At 48.3% G+C, this 24,115-nt stretch carries 22 protein-coding genes and 1 riboswitch; of the genes, 4 read left to right on the top strand and 18 right to left on the bottom strand.

Features of this window, described 5'->3' with window-relative positions; genetic code table 11:
* Window positions 1–128: 128 nt before the first annotated feature.
* From ACAN55_RS23715 to ACAN55_RS23650, 14 genes are all read right to left on the bottom strand, one after another.
* On the bottom strand, window positions 129–992 hold the full coding sequence (locus tag ACAN55_RS23715) for a diguanylate cyclase domain-containing protein (protein WP_379138942.1): 864 nt from the start codon (window positions 990–992) through the stop codon (window positions 129–131).
* Entirely contained in the window at window positions 970–3,051 is a 2,082-nt protein-coding gene (locus tag ACAN55_RS23710) for a cellulose biosynthesis cyclic di-GMP-binding regulatory protein BcsB (RefSeq protein WP_379138939.1), read from the bottom strand. Before ACAN55_RS23710 ends, ACAN55_RS23715 begins: the two co-directional genes overlap by 23 nt.
* 42 nt (window positions 3,052–3,093) lie before the next feature.
* Window positions 3,094–4,344, bottom strand: a complete 1,251-nt coding sequence (locus ACAN55_RS23705) for a glycosyltransferase family 2 protein (protein WP_379138936.1) — start codon at window positions 4,342–4,344, stop codon at window positions 3,094–3,096.
* Window positions 4,345–4,360: 16 nt separating this feature from the next.
* Complete coding sequence (locus tag ACAN55_RS23700) at window positions 4,361–5,896, bottom strand: hypothetical protein (protein ID WP_379138933.1); 1,536 nt, start codon at window positions 5,894–5,896, stop codon at window positions 4,361–4,363.
* Complete coding sequence (wsfD, locus tag ACAN55_RS23695) at window positions 5,896–7,437, bottom strand: glycan biosynthesis hexose transferase WsfD (RefSeq protein ID WP_379138930.1); 1,542 nt, start codon at window positions 7,435–7,437, stop codon at window positions 5,896–5,898. Before wsfD ends, ACAN55_RS23700 begins: the two co-directional genes overlap by 1 nt.
* Before the next feature lie 37 nt (window positions 7,438–7,474).
* Window positions 7,475–8,461 (bottom strand): hypothetical protein, encoded by a 987-nt coding sequence (locus ACAN55_RS23690; RefSeq protein WP_379138927.1) that lies wholly within the window; start codon window positions 8,459–8,461, stop codon window positions 7,475–7,477.
* A 336-nt stretch (window positions 8,462–8,797) separates the two neighbouring features.
* Entirely contained in the window at window positions 8,798–9,814 is a 1,017-nt protein-coding gene (locus ACAN55_RS23685) for a potassium channel family protein (protein ID WP_379138924.1), read from the bottom strand.
* A gap of 79 nt (window positions 9,815–9,893) precedes the next feature.
* Window positions 9,894–10,286 (bottom strand): DUF350 domain-containing protein, encoded by a 393-nt coding sequence (locus tag ACAN55_RS23680; RefSeq protein WP_379138921.1) that lies wholly within the window; start codon window positions 10,284–10,286, stop codon window positions 9,894–9,896.
* Entirely contained in the window at window positions 10,283–10,879 is a 597-nt protein-coding gene (locus ACAN55_RS23675) for a signal peptide protein (RefSeq protein WP_379138945.1), read from the bottom strand. Before ACAN55_RS23675 ends, ACAN55_RS23680 begins: the two co-directional genes overlap by 4 nt.
* Before the next feature lie 78 nt (window positions 10,880–10,957).
* Entirely contained in the window at window positions 10,958–12,160 is a 1,203-nt protein-coding gene (locus ACAN55_RS23670) for a glutathionylspermidine synthase family protein (RefSeq protein WP_379138917.1), read from the bottom strand.
* A complete protein-coding gene (locus ACAN55_RS23665) occupies window positions 12,157–12,894 on the bottom strand; it encodes a hypothetical protein (RefSeq protein WP_379138914.1) in 738 nt (245 codons plus the stop codon). The genes ACAN55_RS23670 and ACAN55_RS23665 overlap by 4 nt, the downstream gene beginning before the upstream one ends.
* Window positions 12,895–12,920: 26 nt before the next feature.
* Complete coding sequence (locus ACAN55_RS23660) at window positions 12,921–13,127, bottom strand: hypothetical protein (RefSeq protein ID WP_379138911.1); 207 nt, start codon at window positions 13,125–13,127, stop codon at window positions 12,921–12,923.
* 341 nt (window positions 13,128–13,468) lie between these two features.
* Complete coding sequence (locus tag ACAN55_RS23655; protein WP_379138908.1) at window positions 13,469–14,773, bottom strand: nucleobase:cation symporter-2 family protein; 1,305 nt, start codon at window positions 14,771–14,773, stop codon at window positions 13,469–13,471.
* On the bottom strand, window positions 14,767–15,384 hold the full coding sequence (locus ACAN55_RS23650) for a xanthine phosphoribosyltransferase (RefSeq protein WP_379138905.1): 618 nt from the start codon (window positions 15,382–15,384) through the stop codon (window positions 14,767–14,769). The genes ACAN55_RS23655 and ACAN55_RS23650 overlap by 7 nt, the downstream gene beginning before the upstream one ends.
* A gap of 180 nt (window positions 15,385–15,564) precedes the next feature.
* Window positions 15,565–15,668: riboswitch (purine riboswitch) on the bottom strand.
* Window positions 15,669–15,981: 313 nt separating this feature from the next.
* Between ACAN55_RS23650 and ACAN55_RS23645 the strand changes: the two genes are divergently transcribed.
* Together ACAN55_RS23645 and ACAN55_RS23640 are read left to right on the top strand one after the other, a co-directional pair.
* Window positions 15,982–16,743 (top strand): glycosyltransferase family 2 protein, encoded by a 762-nt coding sequence (locus ACAN55_RS23645; protein WP_379138902.1) that lies wholly within the window; start codon window positions 15,982–15,984, stop codon window positions 16,741–16,743.
* 18 nt (window positions 16,744–16,761) lie between these two features.
* Window positions 16,762–18,987, top strand: coding sequence for a GDYXXLXY domain-containing protein (locus ACAN55_RS23640; RefSeq protein ID WP_379138899.1), 2,226 nt, complete (start codon window positions 16,762–16,764; stop codon window positions 18,985–18,987).
* A gap of 14 nt (window positions 18,988–19,001) precedes the next feature.
* Here the strand turns inward: ACAN55_RS23640 and ACAN55_RS23635 are convergent, their stop codons facing one another.
* Window positions 19,002–19,673, bottom strand: a complete 672-nt coding sequence (locus ACAN55_RS23635; RefSeq protein WP_379138896.1) for an S-layer homology domain-containing protein — start codon at window positions 19,671–19,673, stop codon at window positions 19,002–19,004.
* Between the two features lie 67 nt (window positions 19,674–19,740).
* Window positions 19,741–20,103 (bottom strand): winged helix-turn-helix transcriptional regulator, encoded by a 363-nt coding sequence (locus tag ACAN55_RS23630; protein ID WP_379138893.1) that lies wholly within the window; start codon window positions 20,101–20,103, stop codon window positions 19,741–19,743.
* Window positions 20,104–20,240: 137 nt separating this feature from the next.
* Between ACAN55_RS23630 and ACAN55_RS23625 the strand changes: the two genes are divergently transcribed.
* A complete protein-coding gene (locus tag ACAN55_RS23625) occupies window positions 20,241–21,455 on the top strand; it encodes an MFS transporter (protein ID WP_379138890.1) in 1,215 nt (404 codons plus the stop codon).
* A gap of 36 nt (window positions 21,456–21,491) precedes the next feature.
* Here the strand turns inward: ACAN55_RS23625 and ACAN55_RS23620 are convergent, their stop codons facing one another.
* Entirely contained in the window at window positions 21,492–21,989 is a 498-nt protein-coding gene (locus ACAN55_RS23620) for a GNAT family N-acetyltransferase (protein WP_379138887.1), read from the bottom strand.
* 78 nt (window positions 21,990–22,067) lie between these two features.
* On the opposite strand from ACAN55_RS23620, the gene ACAN55_RS23615 reads away from it, so the two are divergent.
* A complete protein-coding gene (locus tag ACAN55_RS23615; RefSeq protein WP_379138885.1) occupies window positions 22,068–22,931 on the top strand; it encodes an aldo/keto reductase in 864 nt (287 codons plus the stop codon).
* Window positions 22,932–22,941: 10 nt separating this feature from the next.
* On the opposite strand, the gene ACAN55_RS23610 is transcribed toward ACAN55_RS23615, so the two are convergent.
* A complete protein-coding gene (locus ACAN55_RS23610) occupies window positions 22,942–23,871 on the bottom strand; it encodes an AEC family transporter (RefSeq protein ID WP_379138882.1) in 930 nt (309 codons plus the stop codon).
* Between the last annotated feature and the right edge of the window lie 244 nt (window positions 23,872–24,115).

Here is a 24,115-nt window from a genome sequence, read left to right as displayed (position 1 = left end):
CTAAACAAGCTGACTCCTGTTGAGTACAGGAATCAGCTTGTAGCCTAGGTCTTTTTTCAATGTCTACTAAATGGGGTCTTGACCATCTGCTGTGGAGTGTCTTTTTCTTGGTAAAGCGTATTTAGAGGCTAGACATCATACTCCAGCTGCTTTTTGGCCTGCACAATGAAATCCAGCGGATTCTCAATCGTGTCCGGGCTGTATTGCACCGCACCAATTTTGAGGCCGAGGCTGACTCTGTATTTTTCCGTAAAACCGGAATCATTCAGCTCCTTCAGCTTGAGCTTTATCCGTTCAATAACAATTTTGGCACCCTCCTGATCCGTGAACAGCAGCAGCCCCCAGGTCGCATCTTCTTTATCCAGCAGGTACAGGGCATCATTGGTACGGATACTCGACTGATTGAGCTGGGATACATCATAAATAGCCTCTCCCAACTGCTCCTCCGGAATCAGCCGGCGGATTTCATTCCAATACTTCACCTTTACCACAAGCAGAGTTAAGGGAATTTGATACCGCAGCGAAATTCCAGTGAATATGGTGGCATCCTTCTGGAAGGACAGGCTGTTCCGCAGATCAGTATTCTCGTCCACTGCAGCCAGATTCAGGTTCTGCTTGTGCAGACGGTCGTTCTCCATTTGAAGCTCACGGCTCATATACGTAAACATCCAGACCACAACCGTCAGAAGCGGAGTAACGATCAGCCAGAAATACGTATTCACCCCAATGGATTCTCCTCGGGACACCGTCTGGTACACGATAAAGAACCCGTAAGTGAAGATAAAGACAAGATTCAAAACAAGACCCGCCGTTACATTCGTGAAATACGTAACGATGGCCAGCAGACATGCAATATTCATGATAATAATATTCTGGACATACTGATCAGGATTTCCGGATATATACACGACCGAGATGTAGATCAAGACAAAGAAGAAGAGAAAGGCGGCATCGGATACCCAGCTGCGGTTACGTCCCACGTTTATCACCACGCTTCTTCAGATGTTTGCGGAGCAGCAGTATCAGTGATAGCACAACCAGGAATAAAGTAGATACCACAGCAGCGACGAAACCCAGCACATCGGGACGATTCATGATTTCATTCACCACGGAAGGCTGCTCGCCCCCGGTAATGATTTTGAAACGGAAGGCATTTATATTCCCGTCCTTGTCGGTGACTACGCCATCTCCGAATACCTTCCACCGGTCTTTCTCAGTAGCCAGCAGCTTAGATGCCAGATAGGTCTGCTCAGTGTGGATGCCTGTGACCGCCAACAGAGCCAGACTGTTCTGAAACGGCGATTCAATCAACTGCAGCGTACCGATTTCTGCGCCATACCCTTCGTCGATGCTCATCTTCTCATTGGACTCCATACGGGTACCAGCATCATTAAACTTGAAGTATAGCTGGTCATTATAATCACGGATCAATTTGTTATCCTGAAATGTCCCGATAGCAATAATATTGTTATTCTTCAGCCGCTCAGTATCCACCGTATCATCATAAAAATGAACATCCCCTGTATTCACGGCAGCATATTCCCCCAGCAGATTGAATACATTGGACAAGCTCTGATACGTATAGCGGTCCTTCACCTGCGGCAGAACCACGGCCACCTGGCTGTATATGCCATCTCGCAGAAAAGGATATGGATAGTTGGTGAGCAGCAGATCGGTACGATCTTTTGTATTCAGCTTCATCATAGAGCTCTTGTCGATATAGGCCCAAGGCATTTGATCTTTGTCAGGTGCACAGTAGGCTCCCTTGAGCTCCAGATCAAACCCGATCTTCACGGTGAAATTCCCGGAAATATCGAGGTTCTGTGGAATGGGCACATTCAACTGATCCCCGTTCGCAAGCTCCGCGGTTAGCTTTTTGCTGCCTAGCGGAATATCATTAATGCTCACTGTAACCAGCGAACGGTCAAAATCCAGATTCTCCGCATAGCGGAAATCCAGACTGATTCTTCCCGCTTCTGCAATGGAACGGTTGGATGGTAAGGAGACAAAGTAGATCTGCTCCTGGTGATATGGCCCCGTAAGCTTGTCTCCTGTTTCGGTGAAGGTTACATTGGAGCTGATCTGGAGCGGAGGCGAAGAGGTCCCCGTCGTGTCGTCAACAACTTTGAGGTCACTCTTCAACTGCCCCACCAGCTCCCGGTTGGCAATAAATCTTCCCGCCTTAATCAGCAGACTTTCATCCTCGGAGGTAACCACAAGCGTAGGACGGTTATCCATATTCACCAACTGGATGATTGCATGGCTCGACAAGTCCTCTTTCGTACTTAGCAGCGGCTTCAACCCGTTTGGGAGATGGTTGTACAGCGACACAAGCACAACGGCCTTCTTATCCTTCAGGTTCTCACCTCTATAAGGAAGCAGCGGGATGGTCGTGTCATTAAGTGTATTTGAAGCCGCAAAGCCGGACAAAGCGTAGACCGCAGCTTCCATCTCAGCACTGCCGCTGTTCTCAGCTACCGTCAGAATGCTGCCATTCTCCTGAACCGTGTCAATTCCGGTAAATCTGCTGGAGAAATCTGCGATTCCCCCTGTCAGCGGTTTGGCGTTGTAAGCCACGCTAACACCCGAAGTGTTATAAAGATGGAGCCACTGGTCAGGAGTATCCTGAAGTGAACAGAATTCTTCATTATTACTGGAGCGCAGGAGCCCCTGCAGCGACAGTGTATTGGTCCCATCCTTTAGAAAACCTTTAGGGGCAGGGATGGTAAGCTGCTGCTCCCCATTATTGTGCAGGGAAGGCCTGAAGGTATAGAACGGATTGCCGTTCAAGCTCAGGGTAAGGCTCGATATGTCATCCTCCGTAATTTGCGAGATTTGAAAATGAAGCCGCACGTTCACACTCTCGACATTCCAATAATCCATAATCTGAAAATATTGCCGGGTAACGCCTGTCCCCGATAACGAAGTCCCCGTATCCGAGAAGGATGTCTCATATCGCTCGGTACTCACCGGGAGAGCCGCAGCCATATGCTGACGGGAAATCAGTAAAAGCAGACAAAGCAGCCACACCACCCACTGTTGTTTTCTCATAGATGCTTCTCCTGTAGTTTGGGTTAGACTTCCGGTGATGCCTTAATATCGTTCGGTCTTGTACCATTTCGCTTCACGCTTAAGAATAAGGTCTTTCATATAGTTATAAAGCCCATAAGCTGCGACAATCATCCATAGCTGGCAATAAGAGATATACATGAGAATGATCATCCAGACGTTGGACAGGTTCATCTCGCCTTTTTCTGTCGTCAGTGTAATAAAGGTTCCTACGATGAACAAAACAATGGCCAACAGCCACAGAAAGCTGCTGAGTCCGGCGATGGTTGTGTGCACATAGCCAAGAGCATGCAGAATAAGCAGTACATCTGAAGTCACAAGCGACGTCAGCAGCAAGAAATAGATGGACAGGAAATAAATTATATCGAACCGGATGCGAACAGCGGAACGATCGAAGAGCAGCGGGATATTTTTCACGATGACATAAATATTGCCCTTGGCCCAGCGCGTCCGCTGCTTGAACCACACCTGCAGTGTCTGCGGCTCCTGTTCCCAGGTGACGGCCTTTGGCTGAAATTTGATCTGGTAGCCCAGCATGTAGATACGGAAGCTGATCTCTGTATCCTCCGCAATAGCTTTAGTGTCCCAGCCCCCGATCCTCTCCACAATCGTTCTGCGCATAATAAAATTCGTTCCGGGGATGGTACACAGCTTGAACAGCTTCCAGCGCCCCGCCTGGGCCATCCATTGAAAAGACAGGGTCTCAATATTTATGAACCTTGTCAGCAGGCTTGCATCACGGTTTCGGGTCCGGAATTTGCCGATGACCGCCCCAAGTCCGGGATCATTGGTTATTTCAGACACAAGGTAGCGAAGGGCCGGTTTCTCCGGGGTATTATCAGCATCATAAATCGCAAGAAGCTCTCCCCGGCTGACGGAATACCCGATATTGAGTGCGTTGGACTTTCCTTTTCCGCCAGTCACATGATCTGTATTGATGACCACCAGGTTGCGATCGGGATACCGTTCCTGGATGTTCGATAGCAGCTCTGCGCTGTTATCCGACGAGTTGTCATTAATGACAATAACCTCGTACCGGTCATGCGGATAATCAAAGTCAAGCAGCGCCTCAACCGTCTGGCTGATCACCATTCCTTCATTGTGGGCAGGAACCATGATAGAGACAAAGGGGTACTCCCCCTGAATTTCGGGAACTTCTTCGCCTTCCGACTTAATGTAATACAGATATCCGGCTATAATAAGCGCTACATTTACCAGCAGCAGCGACCAGATGCATATAACGGCAATGACCATCAGAATATCTGCGATTGTCATGATGATTTCCTCCGGTTCATTTCAGATACTTCTTCCGGTGCAGCCGGTAACCCACAGAGAACAACCCGCCAAAAAGCAGCAGCGACAGCAGAATGACTGCGATAAAAAAACGGTTCTGCACACTAAACAATCTGGCGAAGCTCTGTGGGGATTCCGCCGTGTACTGGTAGCTGTCATCAACGGTTCCTGGAGCATGCTGGATCGTAAGCGCCTGACCATTAATAGTAATAACACCATTGGAGGAAGTAATGCGGTTGTCACCTGAGACGGTCTCATGGTACCCCTGTTTATAATCGGCAAAAGAAATCCAGTACCCCTCCAGCCGATGGAGCACTTCCTCCATCCCCGCCTGATTGTCCGGAAATTTCACCGTAATCGCTGTATTCAGCGGATAAGCAGGCATGACTTTGTCTTCCCCCTGCATTTCCTGTACCCGATCTTCCGGAAGACTATATAAGGAGGACTCAAAGAGGGCCGAGGTATTACTCGGCTCCATAGCCATCACTTTCTCATCCGGGAAAAGTACGGCAGAATTGAAGAACCCCATTCCGGCTGCAGCATACCGAGTATCATAGGACCAATACATCTCTGCTCCGATGCCAAGCGGTGCAATACCATTCTCCGCCAGCACGGAGATAAAACCCGCCATTTTCTCGCGCAGGGCTTCTTCGCCGGAAGAGGTGGAGAACATTACCGCCGGCGCGTTGATAATGATACTCCCGTTATGGGCTTGCACGGCCTTCAGAGCTTCCAGATAACGCTTCATTGCCGGATAGTCCGTATTGCTGAATACAGGACGGGCACTGACAACAAACGGAATCCCCAAAGCATATAGCCGGTCGGCCATGGTCTCCAGCAGCTCCAGGTCAGAGAAGGGATATACCTCCCTGATCACCAGATAGGTCTGGGGTATGTCCGGGGCCGCCAGCCAATCTTTCAGCACATAAGTCATCGCCAGGACACTGCCATTGCCGGCCTCCAGATATGGAACATAGGTGTATTCTCCATTGCTGACGGCATAGGGCACAGTTTCCTTACTGCTCTCCAAAGTGACATATCCATACCTTTGAGCTTTAGCATCCCAAGAGGTGAGCAAGAGCATGTCCTGTGCCCGGAAATAGTTCGAAGACAACTCTCCTATGGCGATCTTTATATTTTTAGAACCCACGGCATCTGTCCTCGTATGCAGTTGAAGAGCTACAGACGACGGAAACTGATAGCCAATATGCAGATATTGCCCTTTGTAGAGCTTCCAATCCTGCAGATAAGGTTCGCTTACCACAGTAACCTCGGGACTGTTCATGATCGTAATCACATGATCATATTCTTTCATCATCCCGTCTTGATATTTATCAAGACTCTGCAGAGTAACCTTGACGCCAAATGCAGCCAGAAGCCGCTGCATTTCCGGTATGTTACCCTCTCTTGACCCTCCTTTGGCGAGGCTGTCATACAGCAGCAGCACCTGCGGTGCAGCTTCCGCCGCACAAGCAGATGTCACGGGTGCCAGCAGCAGACAACAGAGCAGCAGCAGTTGTATCGCCTTTCTCATCATGCGCTAACACCTTTGTGCCCTCCCTGGTATGAATCAGTAATATCCGGTGCTTCGGGAAGTTCACTCCCCTTAAACCAGCGGCTGATCCAGCCGGACAAGGCTAAAAATGTAACCAGATCGAAGGACAGCGTGAACAGGAATTCATGCTTGGAGATATCGGCATCCCCGGCACCGATGATGGAGACCAGAATCCCGGAAAGACCGACAGCCATCGTCGTTAGGATCAGGACCATTTGTTGCATCCCTCTGAAATTAGCCGACCTCACCTGCCGGATAAATGACGGTAAGTATATACCGATAATGGCAACCATCCAGAGAACAATGAACCCAAAGGTTTTGGGTGCCAGCTTCTCCTTTAACAAACTGTATAACGTGAAAAAGTGGCTCTGTTCCCGGAAAGCTTTGCCGGAAGACTCTTCATAATTCCCCATCGCTGCAGGTTTAATGGTGAATGCACTCTTGGCAGCTTCATTCAGAATGCTTCCAAACTGTGCCGGATGGGTGACATAATACTGAAGAATCGATAAAAAGCCGAATTTGTTATAGAACTCGTCTTCCATACGCTGTGAATTGAGATCGACAGTCCCATACTGCTCATAATAGATGCTGCCATTTAGAATCGCATATTGCTCATTGATGCCAAAGGCCTTCAAAGCAGTTTCGGGATTAGCTGATTCCTTCAACACTCCACGGGTCATGCTATGATACTGGTTAATATTCACGAATTCTTTCGAGATATTCTGATAAACAGCGATACCCGTAAACAGCAGCAGACCCATAGCTCCCAGGGTTAACAGCCGGAACACCTTATCCTTCCGCACCCATAAGAGCGTCAATGAAAGACAGGCAATGATGATTCCTACCGGCGCATTCTGCTGCTTCGAGGCAGTAAGTAGGATACTGCCTGCCACAAACAGGAACAGAAGCAGATAATCGTTATACCTTTTCCGGCACAAGAGCAGCCATGAGGCGAATACGAAGATCATCATAATCATCACAACGCTCTCACTGTAAAAGGAATTAAAATACGCGGTATAGCCTGTATCTCCGAATATAAAAATCGCCGTCACAGCGATAATAATCCCCGGTCTCCGCGGCATCTTCCACGTGATCGCTTCAATCAGCAGATAGACCGCAAGCACATATAACAAGGTATAGATAGCCGCCTGGAACCGGATATCAAACACTTCCCTGCTGAACAGCAGCTTGTTAAGTCCAATTGCCAGCTTGATAAACAGCGACTGTGAAGAATTCAGAGTCGCGCCATTCTCGTTAAAATATTGATAGATGCCATACTGTCTCACAAAATATCCGAAATACTGGTCATCATAATGCGGGCTATTAAAATATAGTCCGTTGCTGTAGATGATACGGAAAAAGTCCCCGTTATCCGCCATGCCAACATAAGGTGCAGTGAATAATGCAATAAAGGTCACCATGAGCACACCAATCGCCGCGAGTAAGGAAGGTTTGAAACGATTCCGGTAAGTGACCGCCGTTTCCTGTCCTAGTTGTTTAATCATCGTGTTGTTAATCATGCGGAGTCACCTTCTTGTTGATCATTTCAGTTGATGCTTAATATTTGTAGGCCAACAGAGCCATTAAATTATCAAAGGAATACGCCTGACCACTCCCGGCATCGCCAAATCCGCCGTAGAGAACACTTGTCTTGTCTACAATCCTAAATTGATTCATTCTTTCCATGCTATTTAGGTAGAGTTCCTCGTCCCCAATCTCCGCACCGATCATCGCTGCTGCAGCATAGATTGCCGTAGATTGGATCGAATTCAACGGCACACCGTCCCGAGTATACTTCCCGTATAATGTTCCTTCACGGACCTGCGCTTTGATATAGCGGATACTGGAAGACTTCTCTGCTCCGATTTCCGCTAGATTCCATATCGTCAGGAGCGATTCCAGCGTATTGATATCTTCTGAGCTATATTGTCCAGTCTCCACGTTAAACCTTGTTTCGTAAAAGGGAAAAGCGTCTGAAAGGTAGCCGTTCTCTGCGATTTTCTGCATATTGCCTACCAAAACCAACTTTTCGCTGCTATTAATCGACAAATTTCGCAATGTACTTAAATTAATATAACACAAAGTAATCCATTTGTTATTAACTTTGTAATTTTCATCATAGAGGTCATACATGTATCCATTTTTTACATTATTGTTATAAAATCTTTCGCCATATTGATCAGCTTCCTCCATGTAAGAAGAGTCTTTAAACGCTTCTCCGGCTTCATATAGAGCCCTAATCAGGCGAAGATCATCCACTGCCGCATTAACGGGGTATTTCTTCCCATTGATGGGACTATACCGGTAGCTGAAGCTTCCCTGCATATTGAAGGTATCCTTCGCCAGCTGCCAATGCTTATCGAACAGTTCTTTCTCACCTGCGAGAGCCGCATACCTCATCATGATAGAGGCAGACTCACTTAGCACCTCGTGCCCGCTAGCATTAATTCCTGACTGATCCGTGTCAATCCTATTCGTATATACACCGTAGGGACCGGTCATCCGGCCGGTAATGAATGCAGCAAGCTGTCGCTCCTTCTCCATTACATCTGTTCTACTCCCAAAAGAGGGAGAGGGCCTAAGGAGCGAGCTTTCGGCAGGAGAAACTTCATGGATATTTCCACCCTTAAGATAAATCAAACCCAACACAATGACCGCAAGAACAATCCCTCCGGCTATTCGCTTTCGTATCAAACGATCACCTCTGACGTTTCTACTTATCTCAATTTTCGTTATTATTTAATGATATCGGTTGCCCGCATTTCAGGCTGAATATATTCTGTAATATTTCCATGACTGATTATTGCCTTTCTCCAAATAAAATAAACGGGTGTCCCGCCACATTTCCTGTGGACTTAGGACACCCGTTACCCGTCTTCGCTATTTACCTGCAATCTTCTTGTACGTCTGTTCATCGGCAATAATATATAGCCGGGCATCTGTGGGGATAGATTCGTTCAACTTCCGGTTAATCCCCAGATCATTACGATCCGAAAGCAGTGTAGCCCCTTGGCTAAGTAAGTCCTGAAAGGCTTCGCCATAGGTCCTCCAAGCACTTCTTACCGGCACCTCATAAATATCATCGCCATGCTGACGGCTAAGCAGTTGCGAAATAACCTCTGAGTTACCCTCCTGCAGCGCAGCCCGTACGGCGAGACGGGAGATGGCGTCATGTGACAGAATGAATTCATTGACCCGCACATGACGGAAATTCTGGATATTCTGCTCCTGCATGATTTCTACTGTCGTGTGGACATGCGGAGCAATCCGCTCAATGCTTGAAGCAATTAGTAGTGACTTGCCGTCAATAAGTGCAGTTTCATCAATCCGCGTATCCCCAAACACAATCGCCGCCCGGGCTTCCTGAATATTGGCTTTAACGAGAATCGAGTCGGAAGAAGGGTCTCCGCTGATGAAATGAACCTGCTCCATCTCCTCAAGCGGATGCCGGCCGGATTCATCCAATATCACAATATGACATTTGGGCGAATAACAGAGGATCTCATCCACTGCTGCCTGTGCTTTTTTGTTCCAGTTAATTAATATGACATGGTCCCTGCTCCGAAAGCTCAACGCTCCCGCCCCTCTCTGTCTTTGAATCCCGGCGATAGAATCGATCACCTTACCGATAACTAAACTCAGCAAGCCAATACCGAATATATACAAGAACATGGTGAAGATTTTGCCGGCTACTGATTTGGCAAAAAAGTCGCCGTAACCTACCGTAGCCATGGTTGTCATGACCCAATATAAGGCATTAAACCAGGTGCTGAACGTAGTAGGCTCCAGTAAATAAGCAATGGTAGCGCTTATCAAAATAAATAGAAGAATAATGAGTCCGATCGTTTTCTTGCTGAACTTCATCATTTTGGTCGTTACCCTAAGCAAAAAATGCACAAGTCACCCTCCTTGGATAAAAGGCTGCCGCTCGAGTTCAAGAGGGCAGCCCTAGGTTTGGATCTGTAAGGAGCGTAGTTTAGATAATCAGGCTGCTGATCGCAAAGGCCATTCCGATAAATACCATACACAACATGGTCCCTACTGCCACATTCCCCTTCTGGAGATGCTCTGAAATCGTAAATCCAGGCGTAAGGAGCTCGAAGATCCAATATACCGCCACCAGGCACAAGTACCCTACAGTAAACCAAATAATCATAAACCAGATGGATGTGTTAGTGTAAGCAGCCACTCCCAGAATAATTGCTGTGGCCAGGAATTTGCCTCCCAGAGCCAGTGCCACTGCCACATTGCCGTTCTTCAGTTCTTCCATGTCCCGGAATGGGGTCATCAGGCTAAAAATAACCATGCCCAGGATTTGCAGCAGGATGATCACAATAACACTTACCGCCAAATTAATTACAATCGTCACTTAGCCCACCCCCGAAATTTCGCATAAGCCGAATCATAGTCGGCGAAATCATGTACTTCCTCCAAGATAACGGAGGTTGTTTTAACCTTCTCCAGCGCGCTATAGCGCTTATCGTCGATCGGTTGCTTCACCCGGTTGCCGGAGGGCAGCTCGATGACGGCGAAATTTCTGGTCTTGCCTTGATATTTCGTTTTGTACACACCTACGACATCGACATCGGTAGTGACGGATACTTTAAGATTCGTCAGATCCTTAGCTGCCGTATCCTGGTCTGCATAAGACTTGAGCGTAGTCCATGCGGACAGACGAATATCATTTCGTCCATTCTCGTCCGTGGTCAGCTCGGCGTCCATAAACTGCAGCGCCCACACTTTATCACCTGTGGCATAATTTCCGTCATTCGGCAGCAGCTCATTGTCAGGCAGCAGCGTCATGTCACTACCAATTAAATCACCCACCGTACCCTCAACCACGCGATAATCCCAAGGCACCTTGGCAACGCTATCTGTCGTTTCTGCCGCAGGGCTCGTAAATACGCTGTCCGGATTATTCGAGCATGCGCTCAGGAGCAGCAGGGCAGCCATAATGATCATTAGACCAAGGGTGCGCCCGGAAGAAATCTTGCGGAATACAGCATTTGAGAACTCTTTTCTATCCCTGTTAACTGACAATTATCTCACTCCCAACGCAATAAAATGGCTGGCATTACCTGTAATCAGTCCACCGGCGCGTCCTAGCATCCCGCAGGGCTTCCCATTGATTACAAACATGCCGGTCAGCAGATGGAATTCACCCTCTGCCGTTTGAATCACACCAAGCTCAGCTCTCTTTTGATACACTGTAGGGAACAGCTCACTGCTGTCATACCCGTCTTCATCCTCAATCTCCAGCTCTCCGCTATTACCAAACAGACGTACGGAACCGCCTTCACGGCCGAACATAGATTTAGAGACGAAATTTCCGGAGAATACCGGTTTATTATAAGTAGGCAGAACATATTTGGCGATAGCTTCACGCTCTTCTTCATTAAACAGGAGGCCCAGTTCATACATCCCCCAAACCGCAGCCAAAAGACCTTTGGATTGCAGGATGATGCTATGAGGGGAGTTAAAAATCTGCAGCCTACCCGTTTCTATCGCATAGGCCAGCGCATCGCCGCCTTCATCAACAGCCATCCATTCCTTCGGGTATAAGGCGAACATCCGCTCAATCACCCGATCCTCACTATCTTTTACCGTGCCTTCATCAACCCAAAGCTCCAGGCAATCGACACACCGCATTTCAAGGCCGCTATGGCGGACCAGCGCTTCTATCGTTCCGGAATCCTCCTGATGAGTGCCATAGGCTACGCAGGCTGCCGTGTCCGGACGCTCCTCCTGCCAGGCGGCAGCAAGATGATCCTTCATGTCAGCATTCGGGCTGGTAATCCCCGCTTCGCGGCATATCCAGGGTGTAGCAATGGAAGCCTCCACATAACCGGTTGGAGTATCCGCGTTAAGCTCAAGCAGCTTGATGGTACCGTTATCCGAAAGGGCAAAGTCAAACCGCGCATACCGACTGATCAATCCCTCTGGAGGGATTGGACACACATCCAGCATCTCCCACAGGATAGGCGGAATGCCGATTAACTCATACAAATCATGCTTGCGGTGGACATACCTCGCGGCACGATCGAGTACAGACCACAGCCGGGATGAAGCCTCCTCCAGCTCTTGGTAAGTATCCCCGGGCATCACGACAATGCCGTCCAGCCAGTACTCTTCATCCTCCAGATCTGCCCAGGTGAATCCAAGCTTGTGAAGCTGCTCTACACGTTCGGCACGCTGAAGATGGGTATGATCTATAAACTGCAGAATGCTTTTGCGGTCACTCATCCGCCAAAACCGCTTTTACCTGAGCTTGATTTGGAGCCTGTACTCGATTTGGAGCCTGTACTGGATTTGGAACCTGTACTCGATTTGGAGCTTGATGTCGAACCCGTACTAGACTTCGAGCTGCCGAGTCCGCTGGATGTGCCGCCGATGCCGCCGGTCTTGGACGATGTTCCGCGCCGGGTAATGGAGCCGGTTGAAGAAGTTGATGTTTTCGGTTTGACGACCGATCCGGGAACCGTCTTATTCTGAAATTTATCACTGCTGTAATTAGCAGGCTTATAGGATCTTTGAGTACCGGCATAGTAACCGCGGTGATTGTCATACCATCCTCTCGATGAATAGATGGAACCACTGTTAAAGAGCATGTGGTATAGCAGCAGATCATCCCAGCCGAAGCCGGAGTTATAGCCGCCGTAATGGTTAATCACCGTTGTTCCATTTGAGGTTTGAACCCCCGGCTGCTCAGTAGGTACCGCTTCCGCCGCACCCTCTTCCGGATACGGGATATTCCAGTCCACATTTTTATCAAAGTACGCCTTAACTTCTTCCGTGGACCAGGACACAAGCTGCGGTTCATCTGCAGCGCTTGCACTCGCAGCCGGAGATCCTGGAATCATCAGCGCATTTGCGAGGAGTGCAATACCAAGTGAAGTCGATAATACACGGAGCGGCTTCCCATCCGGGGTGAATAATTTAGAAACTGTCTGTTCTTTTGCTTTCTCATCGTTTGCCAAGAGATTATCCTCCTCTCTTCTGTCTTCTATTCCGCATGCCGCATGGGCACAAGAAGAAGCTCTAGTTTGCCTTCGTCCACATTGAGTCTGCCTTCTACTGTCTCGAATTCCCGGCCGCCGACCACTAAGTAGTTAACATGCTCCAAAGCGGTGACCATATTCATATTCCATATACGCTCTTCAATCACCCGAAGCTCGCCGTCCGGCATCTTCTCAAACAAAATGACACTCATACCACTATCCACTTCAAATCAACCCTTCCCTATATCAGTTATGATTCTGATACGTGATTCCTGACGTAACGTTTCAAGTCAAAACCCTGCATTGTCAAACCTTCCCATAATAGAATATAACCTGAGCTTATGAAACGCAATGACAGGAAGTACCTCTGAAATTCTAAATTATTATGAGAAGAAACATCTGCGCCGTCCTTACACGGGCGGTACCTCTTTCTCGTGAACATACAAGGATAAAGGATAATGTGGAACTGATACTTTCTTGTATTACGAAAAAGAGCAGCCCCCTTCGGGTCTGCTCCTCTCCTAACCAATATTTAGCTGTTCGCAGGATACTCTTATTGTACTGATGACACTTCCTGTGTTGTAGCAGGAATCGCCTTCTCCTGGGTTTTAGATAAAAAGACATTCAGGATGATTGCCGTTAAAGAACCGGACACGATGCCGTTCTGCAGCAGCATTCTGGCGAATTCAGGCAGTTGATCGAACATGGACGGAAGGGTAGCCGAGCCCAGGCCAACTGCGATGCTGCAGGCTGCAATCAGCAGATTGCCGTCCTTACGCAGATCAACCTCGGACAGAATCGACATCCCCGATGCGGCAACAGAGCCGAACATTACAATCATCGCACCGCCAAGTACTGCATTCGGTACTACCGTGGTCAGTGCAGCGAGCTTCGGTAGCAGGCCAAGTACAACCATGATTCCACCGGCTGCAAAAATAACATTACGTGTCTTCACTCGCGTCAAGGAGATCAAGCCGACATTCTGCGAGAATGCAGTGTACGGGAAGGCGTTGAAGATCCCGCCCAGCATAATCGCGAGTCCCTCAGAACGCAGTCCGTTAACGATTTGCTTCTGCTCTACCTTTTGCTCTGTGGCTCTTCCTACGGCGAAATAAACACCAGTGGACTCTACCATACTAACAATATTAACGATAATCATCGTGATCACTGCGGTAATATTAAACTGAGGTGTACCGAAGTAGAACGGCTGGGCTATGCTCACCCATGAAGCCTCTCCTACGGAGGAGAAATGGACCATTCCCATAGCGTAAGCAATTACGGTACCCACTACTAACCCTACAAGTACAGACACCGACCGGAGGAAACCTTTGCCCAGACGGTTCACTGCAAGAATGACAAGCAGTGTGATCAGAGCCAGCAGCAGGTTGCGGGGCTGTCCGAAATCAGGGCTACCTTGGCCGCCGGCAACATTGTTCATCGCCACAGGGATGAGGGAAAGGCCGATAATCGTAACCACCGATCCGGTAACAACCGTCGGAAAGAATTTAAGCAGCTTGCCATAAAGAGGAGCAGCCAGAACAACAAATACACCGGAGAGTATAATAGCTCCATATGCTGTAGCCAGATTGGAAGATGAAGCGATCGCAATAATTGGCCCTACCGCAGTAAAGGTACATCCAAGAATAACCGGCAGTCCGCTGCCGAAATATTTGGAGCCCATAACCTGGAGCAGCGTTGCCAGTCCGCAGGTGAACAGATCGGCGGCGATAAGGTATGCCATTTGCGTACCATTAAGTTTCAAGGCTCCGCCCACGATCAAAGGTACGATAACCGCACCGGCATACATGGCCAGTACATGCTGAAGTCCTAGAGCAAATATCTTTTGTTTACTTAACATCCTGCTGCACGCTCCTCAATACGTTGATTAGTATATTCTTCTTCTATAAAATGCACTTCGCCCGGTGACATGGAGGCAATCCGCGCCAGCGTATGAACTTCGACGCCCTTCTTCTCCAGCAGGCCCCGGCCTTCCTGGAAGCTCTTCTCAATGACACAACCCACTCCAGCCAGCGTCGCTCCAGACTCCTTCACGATATCTACGAGGCCCACAAGTGCCGCCCCTGTAGCCAGGAAATCATCCACGATCAGGACATGATCCTCAGCTCCAAGATATTTGCGTGAAACACTGATCTGATAATGCTCATCCCTGGTGAACGAGTGAACTGGCGCGGAGTATACTTCTTCAGCCAGCGTGAGTACTTTCTTTTTCTTGGCATAGATGAACGGTACACCCAGAGCAATAGCCACGGCCATCGCAAACTGAATACCGCTTGCTTCAATCGTTAGCACTTTAGTAATGTGCCGATGTGCGAAGATGCCCTTGAATTCCTGACCGATAGCCAGTGCCAGCTCGGTATCCACCTGATGATTTAGAAAGGAATCCACCTTGAGTACAGTATCGGATAGGATTAACCCTTCTTGTCTAATGCGCTGTTTCAGTTCTTCCATGATTGACCTTGATCGCTCCTTTTTTGTGAAAAAAAAAAGAAGGACAGATTCACTGGAGTTGTTTCTCTCAAGTGAATCTGTCCTTCTGGGTTTTTGTCCCTTGGTGGTGTAACACAAATAATGTGCCCGCAACGCTCGGTCCTGACCTTCCCTGCCGGATGTGGCAAAGAAGCGGAACCCTAGATGCGCTATTTCACTCATAGTCGGATAATTTCAGTGGTTATCCGGTAGAAACTTATGGGCCATATTCCCAAGATTATATGAGTTATATGTAGATTGTCGTCGAATACTTTGTATATATTACACGCTATGTCCAGTCGTTACAAGGAGAATTTTAATCCATTTCTACTTGTAGAAGACGCCCGGAGACAGTCATTCATAGTGAGAATAAGCTTCTACTGATCAGGTTTATCGGGCCGGTATCAGCTGCGGGGCAGGTATTTATCGGGGCTACTGGCACACCGGTATTTATTTATCTTTTAGGTGGTAAATGACTTTACTTAGGGGACAAGACGGGGTAATATGCAGGAATAAAAGAGGCTCAAATAGCGTAAATAAGCTTGACAATAGGGGGAAATTATTGTGATCTCAGCTTCAATGATTGTTAAAGATGAATCACGAAGTATCTTAAGATGTTTAAACAGCCTGGTGGATGCTGTCGATGAAATTGTAATCGTAGATACCGGATCTACGGATAATACAGTGAATTTAATCAAAGAATTTAATGTGACACATAATATGAATGTACAGGTGCATCATTTTGAATGGATCGGTGATTTCTCTGCAGCGCGTAATTTCTCATTATCTAAAACCACATATGATTGGAAATTCGTTATCGACGCCGATGAATTCCTGCATCCTGAGGATGCAAAGAACTTGCGGGATTTGTGTAAGCAGGCGGCAGAAGATGGTACTGAAAATATCGTAATCGACGTGGAGTGTATCAATATTGCTGATAATGAAGTGATCGGCGTATATTCTCAGGGAATGGCTCGTCTTTTCCGGGGTAAAGAAATACGGTTTGAAAGAAAAATCCACGAACAGCTTACCTTAACCGGTGTAGCGGGCAAACGGATCTCCCTGCCGATTCGCTTGTACCATGATGGATACGATCCTAAGCTTGTTAACAAGAATCAGAAGGCACTGCGGAATATTAAACTGCTTGGAAGCGCAATGCAAGACGATCCTGGCGATTTCATGAATCATATCTACTATGCCAGAGAGATCAAGGATTTCAGCAAGGAAATGGCGCTACAGCATCTCTTGGAGGCTGAGTATCTCTATCAGCAAACGGGAAAAGCAAACCCTCTTGTGGAGGATTTCATCAAGCTTACGAGGTCGGAAATTACAAACGGATAGCTAAAGGAAGGTGGGCCAATGCTTCGATTGAATGGTGCACGAACAGGCTTGATTCTTGGCGTATCATTGGTTCTGGCAGCAATCATCTATTTTTTCGCGGCGAACTGGGGTGGACTTGACCGGAGTGACAAAATCATTCTTTCGGCGGGACTGGTGCTGCTGTTCTACGCTACAGCCTTTGTGTTCTCGCGGCTTCGCTACATGCCCACCCTGCACAGCTTCCTGTCCAATGTATTTCTCCTCGGAGGATGCATCTCCTTCGGTGCGGCTGTAGCACTACTTCACCAAATCTACAACTCTCATGCCGACAGCTATATGATATTTCTGGTTTGGGCCGTTCCTGCCTTGTTGTTGTCCCTGATTACCCGGTACAATCCGCTGTATGTGCTCACCTATGCACTGGCTCACCTTGCGCTCTGGCTTTATTTTTTCCCATCCTCGCTGACTGTGATTCATAACGAAAATGAGCTTCTTATCATCGGATTCATTTTTGCCGGCATCAATCTAATGCTGTTTGCCCTCTTAGAGATGAACCGTATACAGTCGGCTCCGCTTAAATATCTCAGCTTTATCTTGTTCCATATATCCTTGCTGACATTAACCAATTCCTGGATTTATGAGACCTATTACATGTGGATGAACCTGCTGTGCCTGGCTTTTATAGCAGGAGGCTTCTTCTATTTCATCCGGGTCCGGCTGAACAAGCCCCTTCTCTCACTTAATGCCTTGGCCGCCTCAGCTTTTGCCGTTATGAAATTCATCGAGCTTGCTGTCCGGCATGCCTCGATCTCCTTCTTCTTCTTTGGACTGATGTTTGTTGCCTTGCTGCTTGCGGGGAATATATGGTTCTTCCGTATACTCCATAAGCTTGGCGAACACGATCAAACCGTTGAAGATACGGAAGCCGCCCCGGAGGAACACGCCGGAGAACACCGCAACATGATGGTGGGCAGAGTGGTCTCTGTCATTGTAACTATTCTTGGAGTTATTATCGGCAGCATTTCACTGATTGGCTTCGTGATCCTGGTATGGGATAATCCCCAATACTTCTTATATGTGCTGGCATTGCTCTTTGTCATTCCTATGATCCTGCTGCCACGGTTTAATCCTGTCGTAAGATATACCCTCCTTACTATCGGTTATATTACCGGTTTGATTTCGCTGGTATGGATCGATAATCCGATTCTGTCCATCCTCTTCATTCTGCTGTCTGCGGCAGGCTGGATTCGGCTGGAAGGAAGCCCACTCACCTATGCTCTGCTCAATCTCAATATTGCCGTCATCCTGTTCCAAGTCCTCAAGCGGCTTGAAATGGTTGAACACGGATCTACCTATATCATCCTTCTGCTCGCAGTGCTTAATGCTGCAATATACAGCCTGCACTTCCGGTTTCCAGTGAACCTTCAGCGGCGTGTAGGCAGGACTGCACTGTTCTTCACGCAGCTGTTTCTGTTCTGGCTGACCTTCTTCAGTGACATCTTCCCTCATTCCTATGAACTGTTCAATATCCTTGTGTTTGCCGGTCTTTCGCTGCTGGTGTTCACCTTTCAGCGCAAAGAGCAAGATTTCGAAGCCGGACTCAGCCTAGCTTTCTGGTTCGCCTTCCTAGCCTACAAATATTACGATATCTTCTGGTCTCTCCTGCATAAATCGGTTACGCTGGCGCTGCTTGGCCTTATTGTCATTACTGTCAGCTATATGCTTGCCCGGAGAAATGCAGCAGCAGGCAGTCATGAAGAACAAGGCGGGTTACTTGGTCACAACTTCATACTGATCACTATCGTAATTCTCCTTCAATTCGGGTATCTGGGTGTTTATGTGGCTCAAAGTGAAACCTTATTAACTACAGGCACAACGCTCAAACTTGAGATTGAACCGCTTGATCCCAGGTCTTTACTGCAAGGAGATTATGTTGTTCTGAATTACAGCATCTCCACTCCGCCGGAATCCGCGGCCGCAGACTTAGAATCGTATCAAGGAAAGCGCAAGATAAAGGTGGTCGTCGTTCCGGATGAGAAGGGTGTATATGTGTTTGACCGTGTATTTCATAGCGGGGATATCCTGCGAGAGGGAGAAGTTGTACTGAACGGGAAAATAAGCGGATGGGGTACCATCCACTACGGCATTGAGACGTATTTTGTTCCGGAAGGCACCGGGCTTGCGGTTCAGTCCAAAGCCCGGTTCGCTTCCATCCGCGTGAATACACACGGTGATGCACTCCTTGAAGCCTTATCGGAACAATAACAGATTAATATCAATTACTCGGTTGCTGACGGAGCGGGATGTGCTTTGATGTACTCCAGAGCATTATAGGTCATCTCCGCTGCGTCGGCACGAGTGATCGGACCTGCCGGTTTGAAGTTGCCCTTACTGTCCAGTTTGGCAATGCCCAGAACCAGTGCGCGTTGGATAGAACCGTCGTAGCCATTGGTGAACTCAGAGACATCGGCAATTTCAACCGGAATAATTTTGATCATCGGAAGATTGCTGTGCGACTCCATCGCCAGAATCAGCTGGTGGGTAAATTCTTCGCGTGTCCATACCTTATTGGGGTCCAGATCAGCGGGCAGATCCATGTTATTTACGGCAGCCGTAATCAGCGTATTCGCGTACCAGGCATCATTATTGGCATTAGCGAAATAATCTGTTGCTTTAGGTTCTTTGATGAAACGAACCAGATCCAAGTTCAGATCGAGTGCTTTAACAATCAGTTGTATTCCCTGTGCAGCGGTCATGGAAGCATTCGGCTTAAATTGTCCGTTCCCCACTCCATTGATCACACCTTTATCGTACAAGCTCACGATTTTGTTCTTGGCTGTACTATTTGCCACATCGGAAAAAGGAGCCGCGGCAGCAAAGCTTTGTCCTGCAAAAGAAAGGGCCAGCAGGGCTGTGCCAGAAAGAGCAAGGTTCTTCATCATTTTCTTCATTTCATTCACCTCGTATGTTTGTGTACTCCTTTCTCCAGACGGAATTCTCTTCCAAATGTTGCACCTCTCAGCGATTAAGAATACTGTCTTCCAAAACCGCGTATTTATCGCCATATTCTTTAATGATATGGTTCTCTCCCCAAGTGCATAAGGCGTCCAGGATCGAGGTCAGGCTGTTCCCGTATTCACTAAGTTCATACTCCACTTTGGGCGGAACCTGATTATAGCTGATCCGGTTGACGATCCCGTCCTGCTCCAGTTCCCGGAGCTGCTGAGTCAGCATCTTTTGCGTGATTCCGGGCATATTCCGCTTTAATTCACTGGTCCGCATGCGACCATGTCGCAGATGGCACAGAATCACACACTTCCACTTTCCCCCGATGACTTCGAGCGTCGCTTCTACCGATATGTTGTACTTCTTTTTGGTCATGGTTAGTCCTCCTGCTTTCTCTTTAAGGGTACTTTTTGGTACCTATAGTACTTTTAAGTACGTACTATTCTTTTTGATCTGTCTAATTCATAATAGCACTTGCCGGCCGGTAAATAAACAGATCAGGAGTGGTACATGTGTCTTTGGACAATAAACGCAGCACCTTGGCGCTGCTAGCTTTGGCTGTCAGCGCCTTTGCGATTGGAACAACCGAGTTCATCAGCGTGGGGCTTCTGCCTTTGATTGCTGAGAACCTGCACATATCCGTAACTACTGCGGGATTAACCGTTACTTTATATGCTTTAGGCGTGACCTTTGGGGCTCCCGTCTTAACCTCTTTGACCACCGGGATCTCCCGGAAAACCCTGCTGCTAGCGATCATGGCCGTCTTCATTGTCGGCAACAGCCTGGCGGCAACCGCAAATGGAATAACCCTGCTGCTGGTTGCCCGGGTCATTTCTTCACTGTCACACGGTTTGTTCATGTCGATTGCTTCTACGATTGCAGCCGATCTTGTGCCTGAGAACCGCCGGGCCAGCGCCATTGCCATGATGTTCACCGGCCTTACGGTAGCGACGGTCACTGGTGTGCCGTTTGGCACGTTCATGGGTCAGCAGCTTGGCTGGCGCGCCGCTTTTGTGGGTATAGCCATTATTGGCCTCGTGGCCTTCATTGCGAATATCTTTCTTGTCCCTTCGAACCTCCGCAAAGGAACGAAGACACCGGTGCGTGAGCAGGTGAAGCTGGTGACGAACAGCCGCCTCCTGCTGGCATTCGCGATTACAGCCCTCGGTTATGGCGGTACCTTTGTTGTATTTACTTATTTATCTCCCCTGCTCCACGATATAACCGGATTTGAGGATAAGACAGTCGCCCTTATTCTCCTAGTCTACGGAATTGCCATTGCTATCGGTAACGTAATTGGAGGAAGAGTCGCCAACCGCGACCCTATGAAGGCTCTATTCTATATGTTCGTGCTGCAAGCTACGGTATTATTACTCTTTATGTTCACCGCTCCGTTCAAGATCGCAGCCCTGCTTACTATTTTCCTAATGGGCATACTTGCGTTTATGAATGTTCCCGGACTTCAGGTGTATGTTGTGATGCTGGCCGACCGGTTCGCACCGGGGGCGAGAGATGTGGCCTCGGCCGTCAATATTGCCGCCTTTAACGCGGGGATTGCCATTGGGGCTTATCTTGGGGGTGTGATCACGGATTCCATCGGGCTGATTCATACGACTTGGGTAGGAGCGCTCATGGTTCTAGGTGCTGTCGTTCTGACGGCGTGGAGCCGGGCTATGGAGAAAAGCGATGGAACCACGCTAAAGAACGCCAAAGCAGCAGTATCGTAAAGGGTACGCGGGGTCTACAGGCAATGAGTCCGGGAATTAGTGTGCAGTCAGCCGTTTGTAAAATACCGTATCCACCTGCATCCGCGGAAAGCGCTCAGGCAATTGTTCCGGTGAGATGGATTTGAAGTTATGTTTCTCGTAAAAGCGGTGGGCGGTGGTGAATTGCACAGTGGTTCCCAGATAAATCTCCATAATCGCATGTTCCCTGGCCCACGCCAGAGCATTGTCCAGAAGCTGCCTTGCGGTTCCGTATGTACTTCCTCTGAAGTCTTTGGCCACGAACATTTTTCGTAAAGCTGCCTGTTCTTGCTGAATATCCAATAAAGCAATCGAACCGACCACGGTTTCTCCTACGGTCGCTACCCAGAAATTGCCCTTATTTTGCTGATAAAACTGTTCAATCTGCAGCAGATCCGGCTGCTCCTCTCTAGTGATAGGAATGTTATATTCCTGCTGCTGGATCGGAAGAATTAAATCCAGAACACCGGCCTGATATTGGCTGGAGTATGGCTTGATCGTGACTATTCCCTGCATAAGGTTCACTTCCTTTGTATGTTCTCGAATGTTAACTAATTCAACACCCTATTTCAACTTACTTGATGGAGGTTACGCATGATGACACACTTACAAATGACAGCACAGCACTCACAGGATACAACCACCTTGCATAACGGCGTGAAGATGCCCTGGCTTGGACTTGGCGTATTTAAGGTAGAAGAAGGCGACGAGCTGGTACGGGCTGTGAAATCGGCAATCCGGCACGGATACCGCAGTGTGGATACTGCAGCTGTATACGGCAACGAACGCGGGGTTGGACAAGGCATCCGGGAAGCGCTGGCTGAGAACAGCCTGTCCAGAGAGAACCTGTTCGTCACCTCCAAGGTCTGGAATGCCGACTTGGGTTACGAGTCCACCCTTGCTGCCTATGAGGACAGCCTTGCTAAACTGGGTCTGGACTATCTGGATCTGTACCTGATCCACTGGCCTGTGAAGGGCAAATACAAAGAAGCCTGGAGAGCACTTGAAACGTTATATACCGAAGGCCGGGTCAAAGCCATCGGGGTGAGTAACTTCCAGATTCACCATCTGCAGGACATCCTGGAGGATGCCGCAATCAAACCGATGGTTAATCAGGTCGAGCTGCATCCGTACTTATCTCAGCAGGAGCTGTACACCTTCTGCCAAGAGCAGGGCATTCAGCTGGAGGCCTGGTCACCGCTGATGCAGGGAGAGCTACTGGAGCACCCCTTACTAAAGGAAATTGCCGCCACATACAACAAATCCGTAGCGCAGATCATTCTTCGCTGGGACCTGCAGCGCGGGATTGTTACCATCCCTAAGTCTACCAAAGAAGAGCGGATTGTCAGTAATGCCGCGTTGTTCGACTTCCGGTTATCGGATACAGATATGGCTCGAATAGATGGCTTGAACCGGAACCGCAGAGTCGGTCCGGACCCGGACAACTTTGACTTCTAAGCTTTTGTCCTCAGGCGTGGTTCACCAGCACAATTAGGATGGGTAATACAATAAAAGACGCCATTGTCGTCCACAGGATGCACCTGGATACGAATTCCGGGGACGCATCGAACCGTTCAGCCAGCACCACAGCGTTCACCGCCACAGGCATGCAGGCCAGAATCAGCAGTACAGAGAATAAGGTTCCGGTGATATGCAATAGGAACAATCCCAGACCTGCAATGAATGGAGCCAGAATCAGCCGCACGGCAATTCCTGTCCAGAACGCGGACTTCAGTCTGCTGTGCGTATGGGATGATCTCACTTTAACCATCTGCGCACCCAACACGGCCAGCACCACCGGAGAATAAGCACCGGCAGCCATCGCTACACCACTGGCAATTTCAGCAGGCACCTGCACATGCAGCATCCTCAGAAGAAAAGCGAGCAGTGCCGCATAGATTGCCGGCAGCGCAAATACGGACTTCAGCGCATTTTTGACAGAGAACTGTGACCTCGCTGCAAAATATACGCCTATCGTATTCACAATGACCATTTGACCGATCACATAAACCGATGCTTTATCCAGCCCAAGCTGCCCAAAGGCCAAGAGCACCAGCGGTAGCCCGTAATTCACACTGTTCGTAAAGGTGGATACCAAGATCAAGCCTGACGCTTCAGCCGGTTCCAGCTTGAGCAGTCTCCCTAGAATCCCGGCAGTCAGCCATAGTAAAAAGAGATTCAGAAATGAAAAGGCAATGGTCTTGTACACATCATCATAAGAAATTTCAGCCGTAGCCATGGTATCAAATAGGATCGCCGGACTCAAAAAATATAAATACAGGGTAAGCAGCGGCTTGGTATCCCAATTTCTAAAGCGCCCTAGCAGCGCACCCGCCGTTACAGGAATCGATAAAGGGACGATCACATGAATCAAAGTGGATACGACGGTCTGAATCAAGGTTCAGGACTCCTTTGACTTCATAGTTATTCCATACTATAAGCCAAGGCCCGAAGTGAGTCCAAGATTTGATATCAATATCCTTGATAGATATAGCCTATATAGGCTTAACAAGTGAGCTTTCCAGTATCCTTTATAAAAAACAGAGGGTGTCCAGCTGTGATATGCTCCCCATATAGTAGACAGGTGAAATAATAAAAGCCTGTTACTGTATGGGGAGCATTTTTATGGAACAAAAGAAGTT

The organism is Paenibacillus oryziterrae, assembly GCF_042610485.1.
Lineage (GTDB): Bacteria > Bacillota > Bacilli > Paenibacillales > Paenibacillaceae > Paenibacillus_AQ.
The sequence above is the reverse complement of the archived record's forward strand: the minus strand, read 5'-3'. Positions and strand labels throughout refer to the sequence as shown.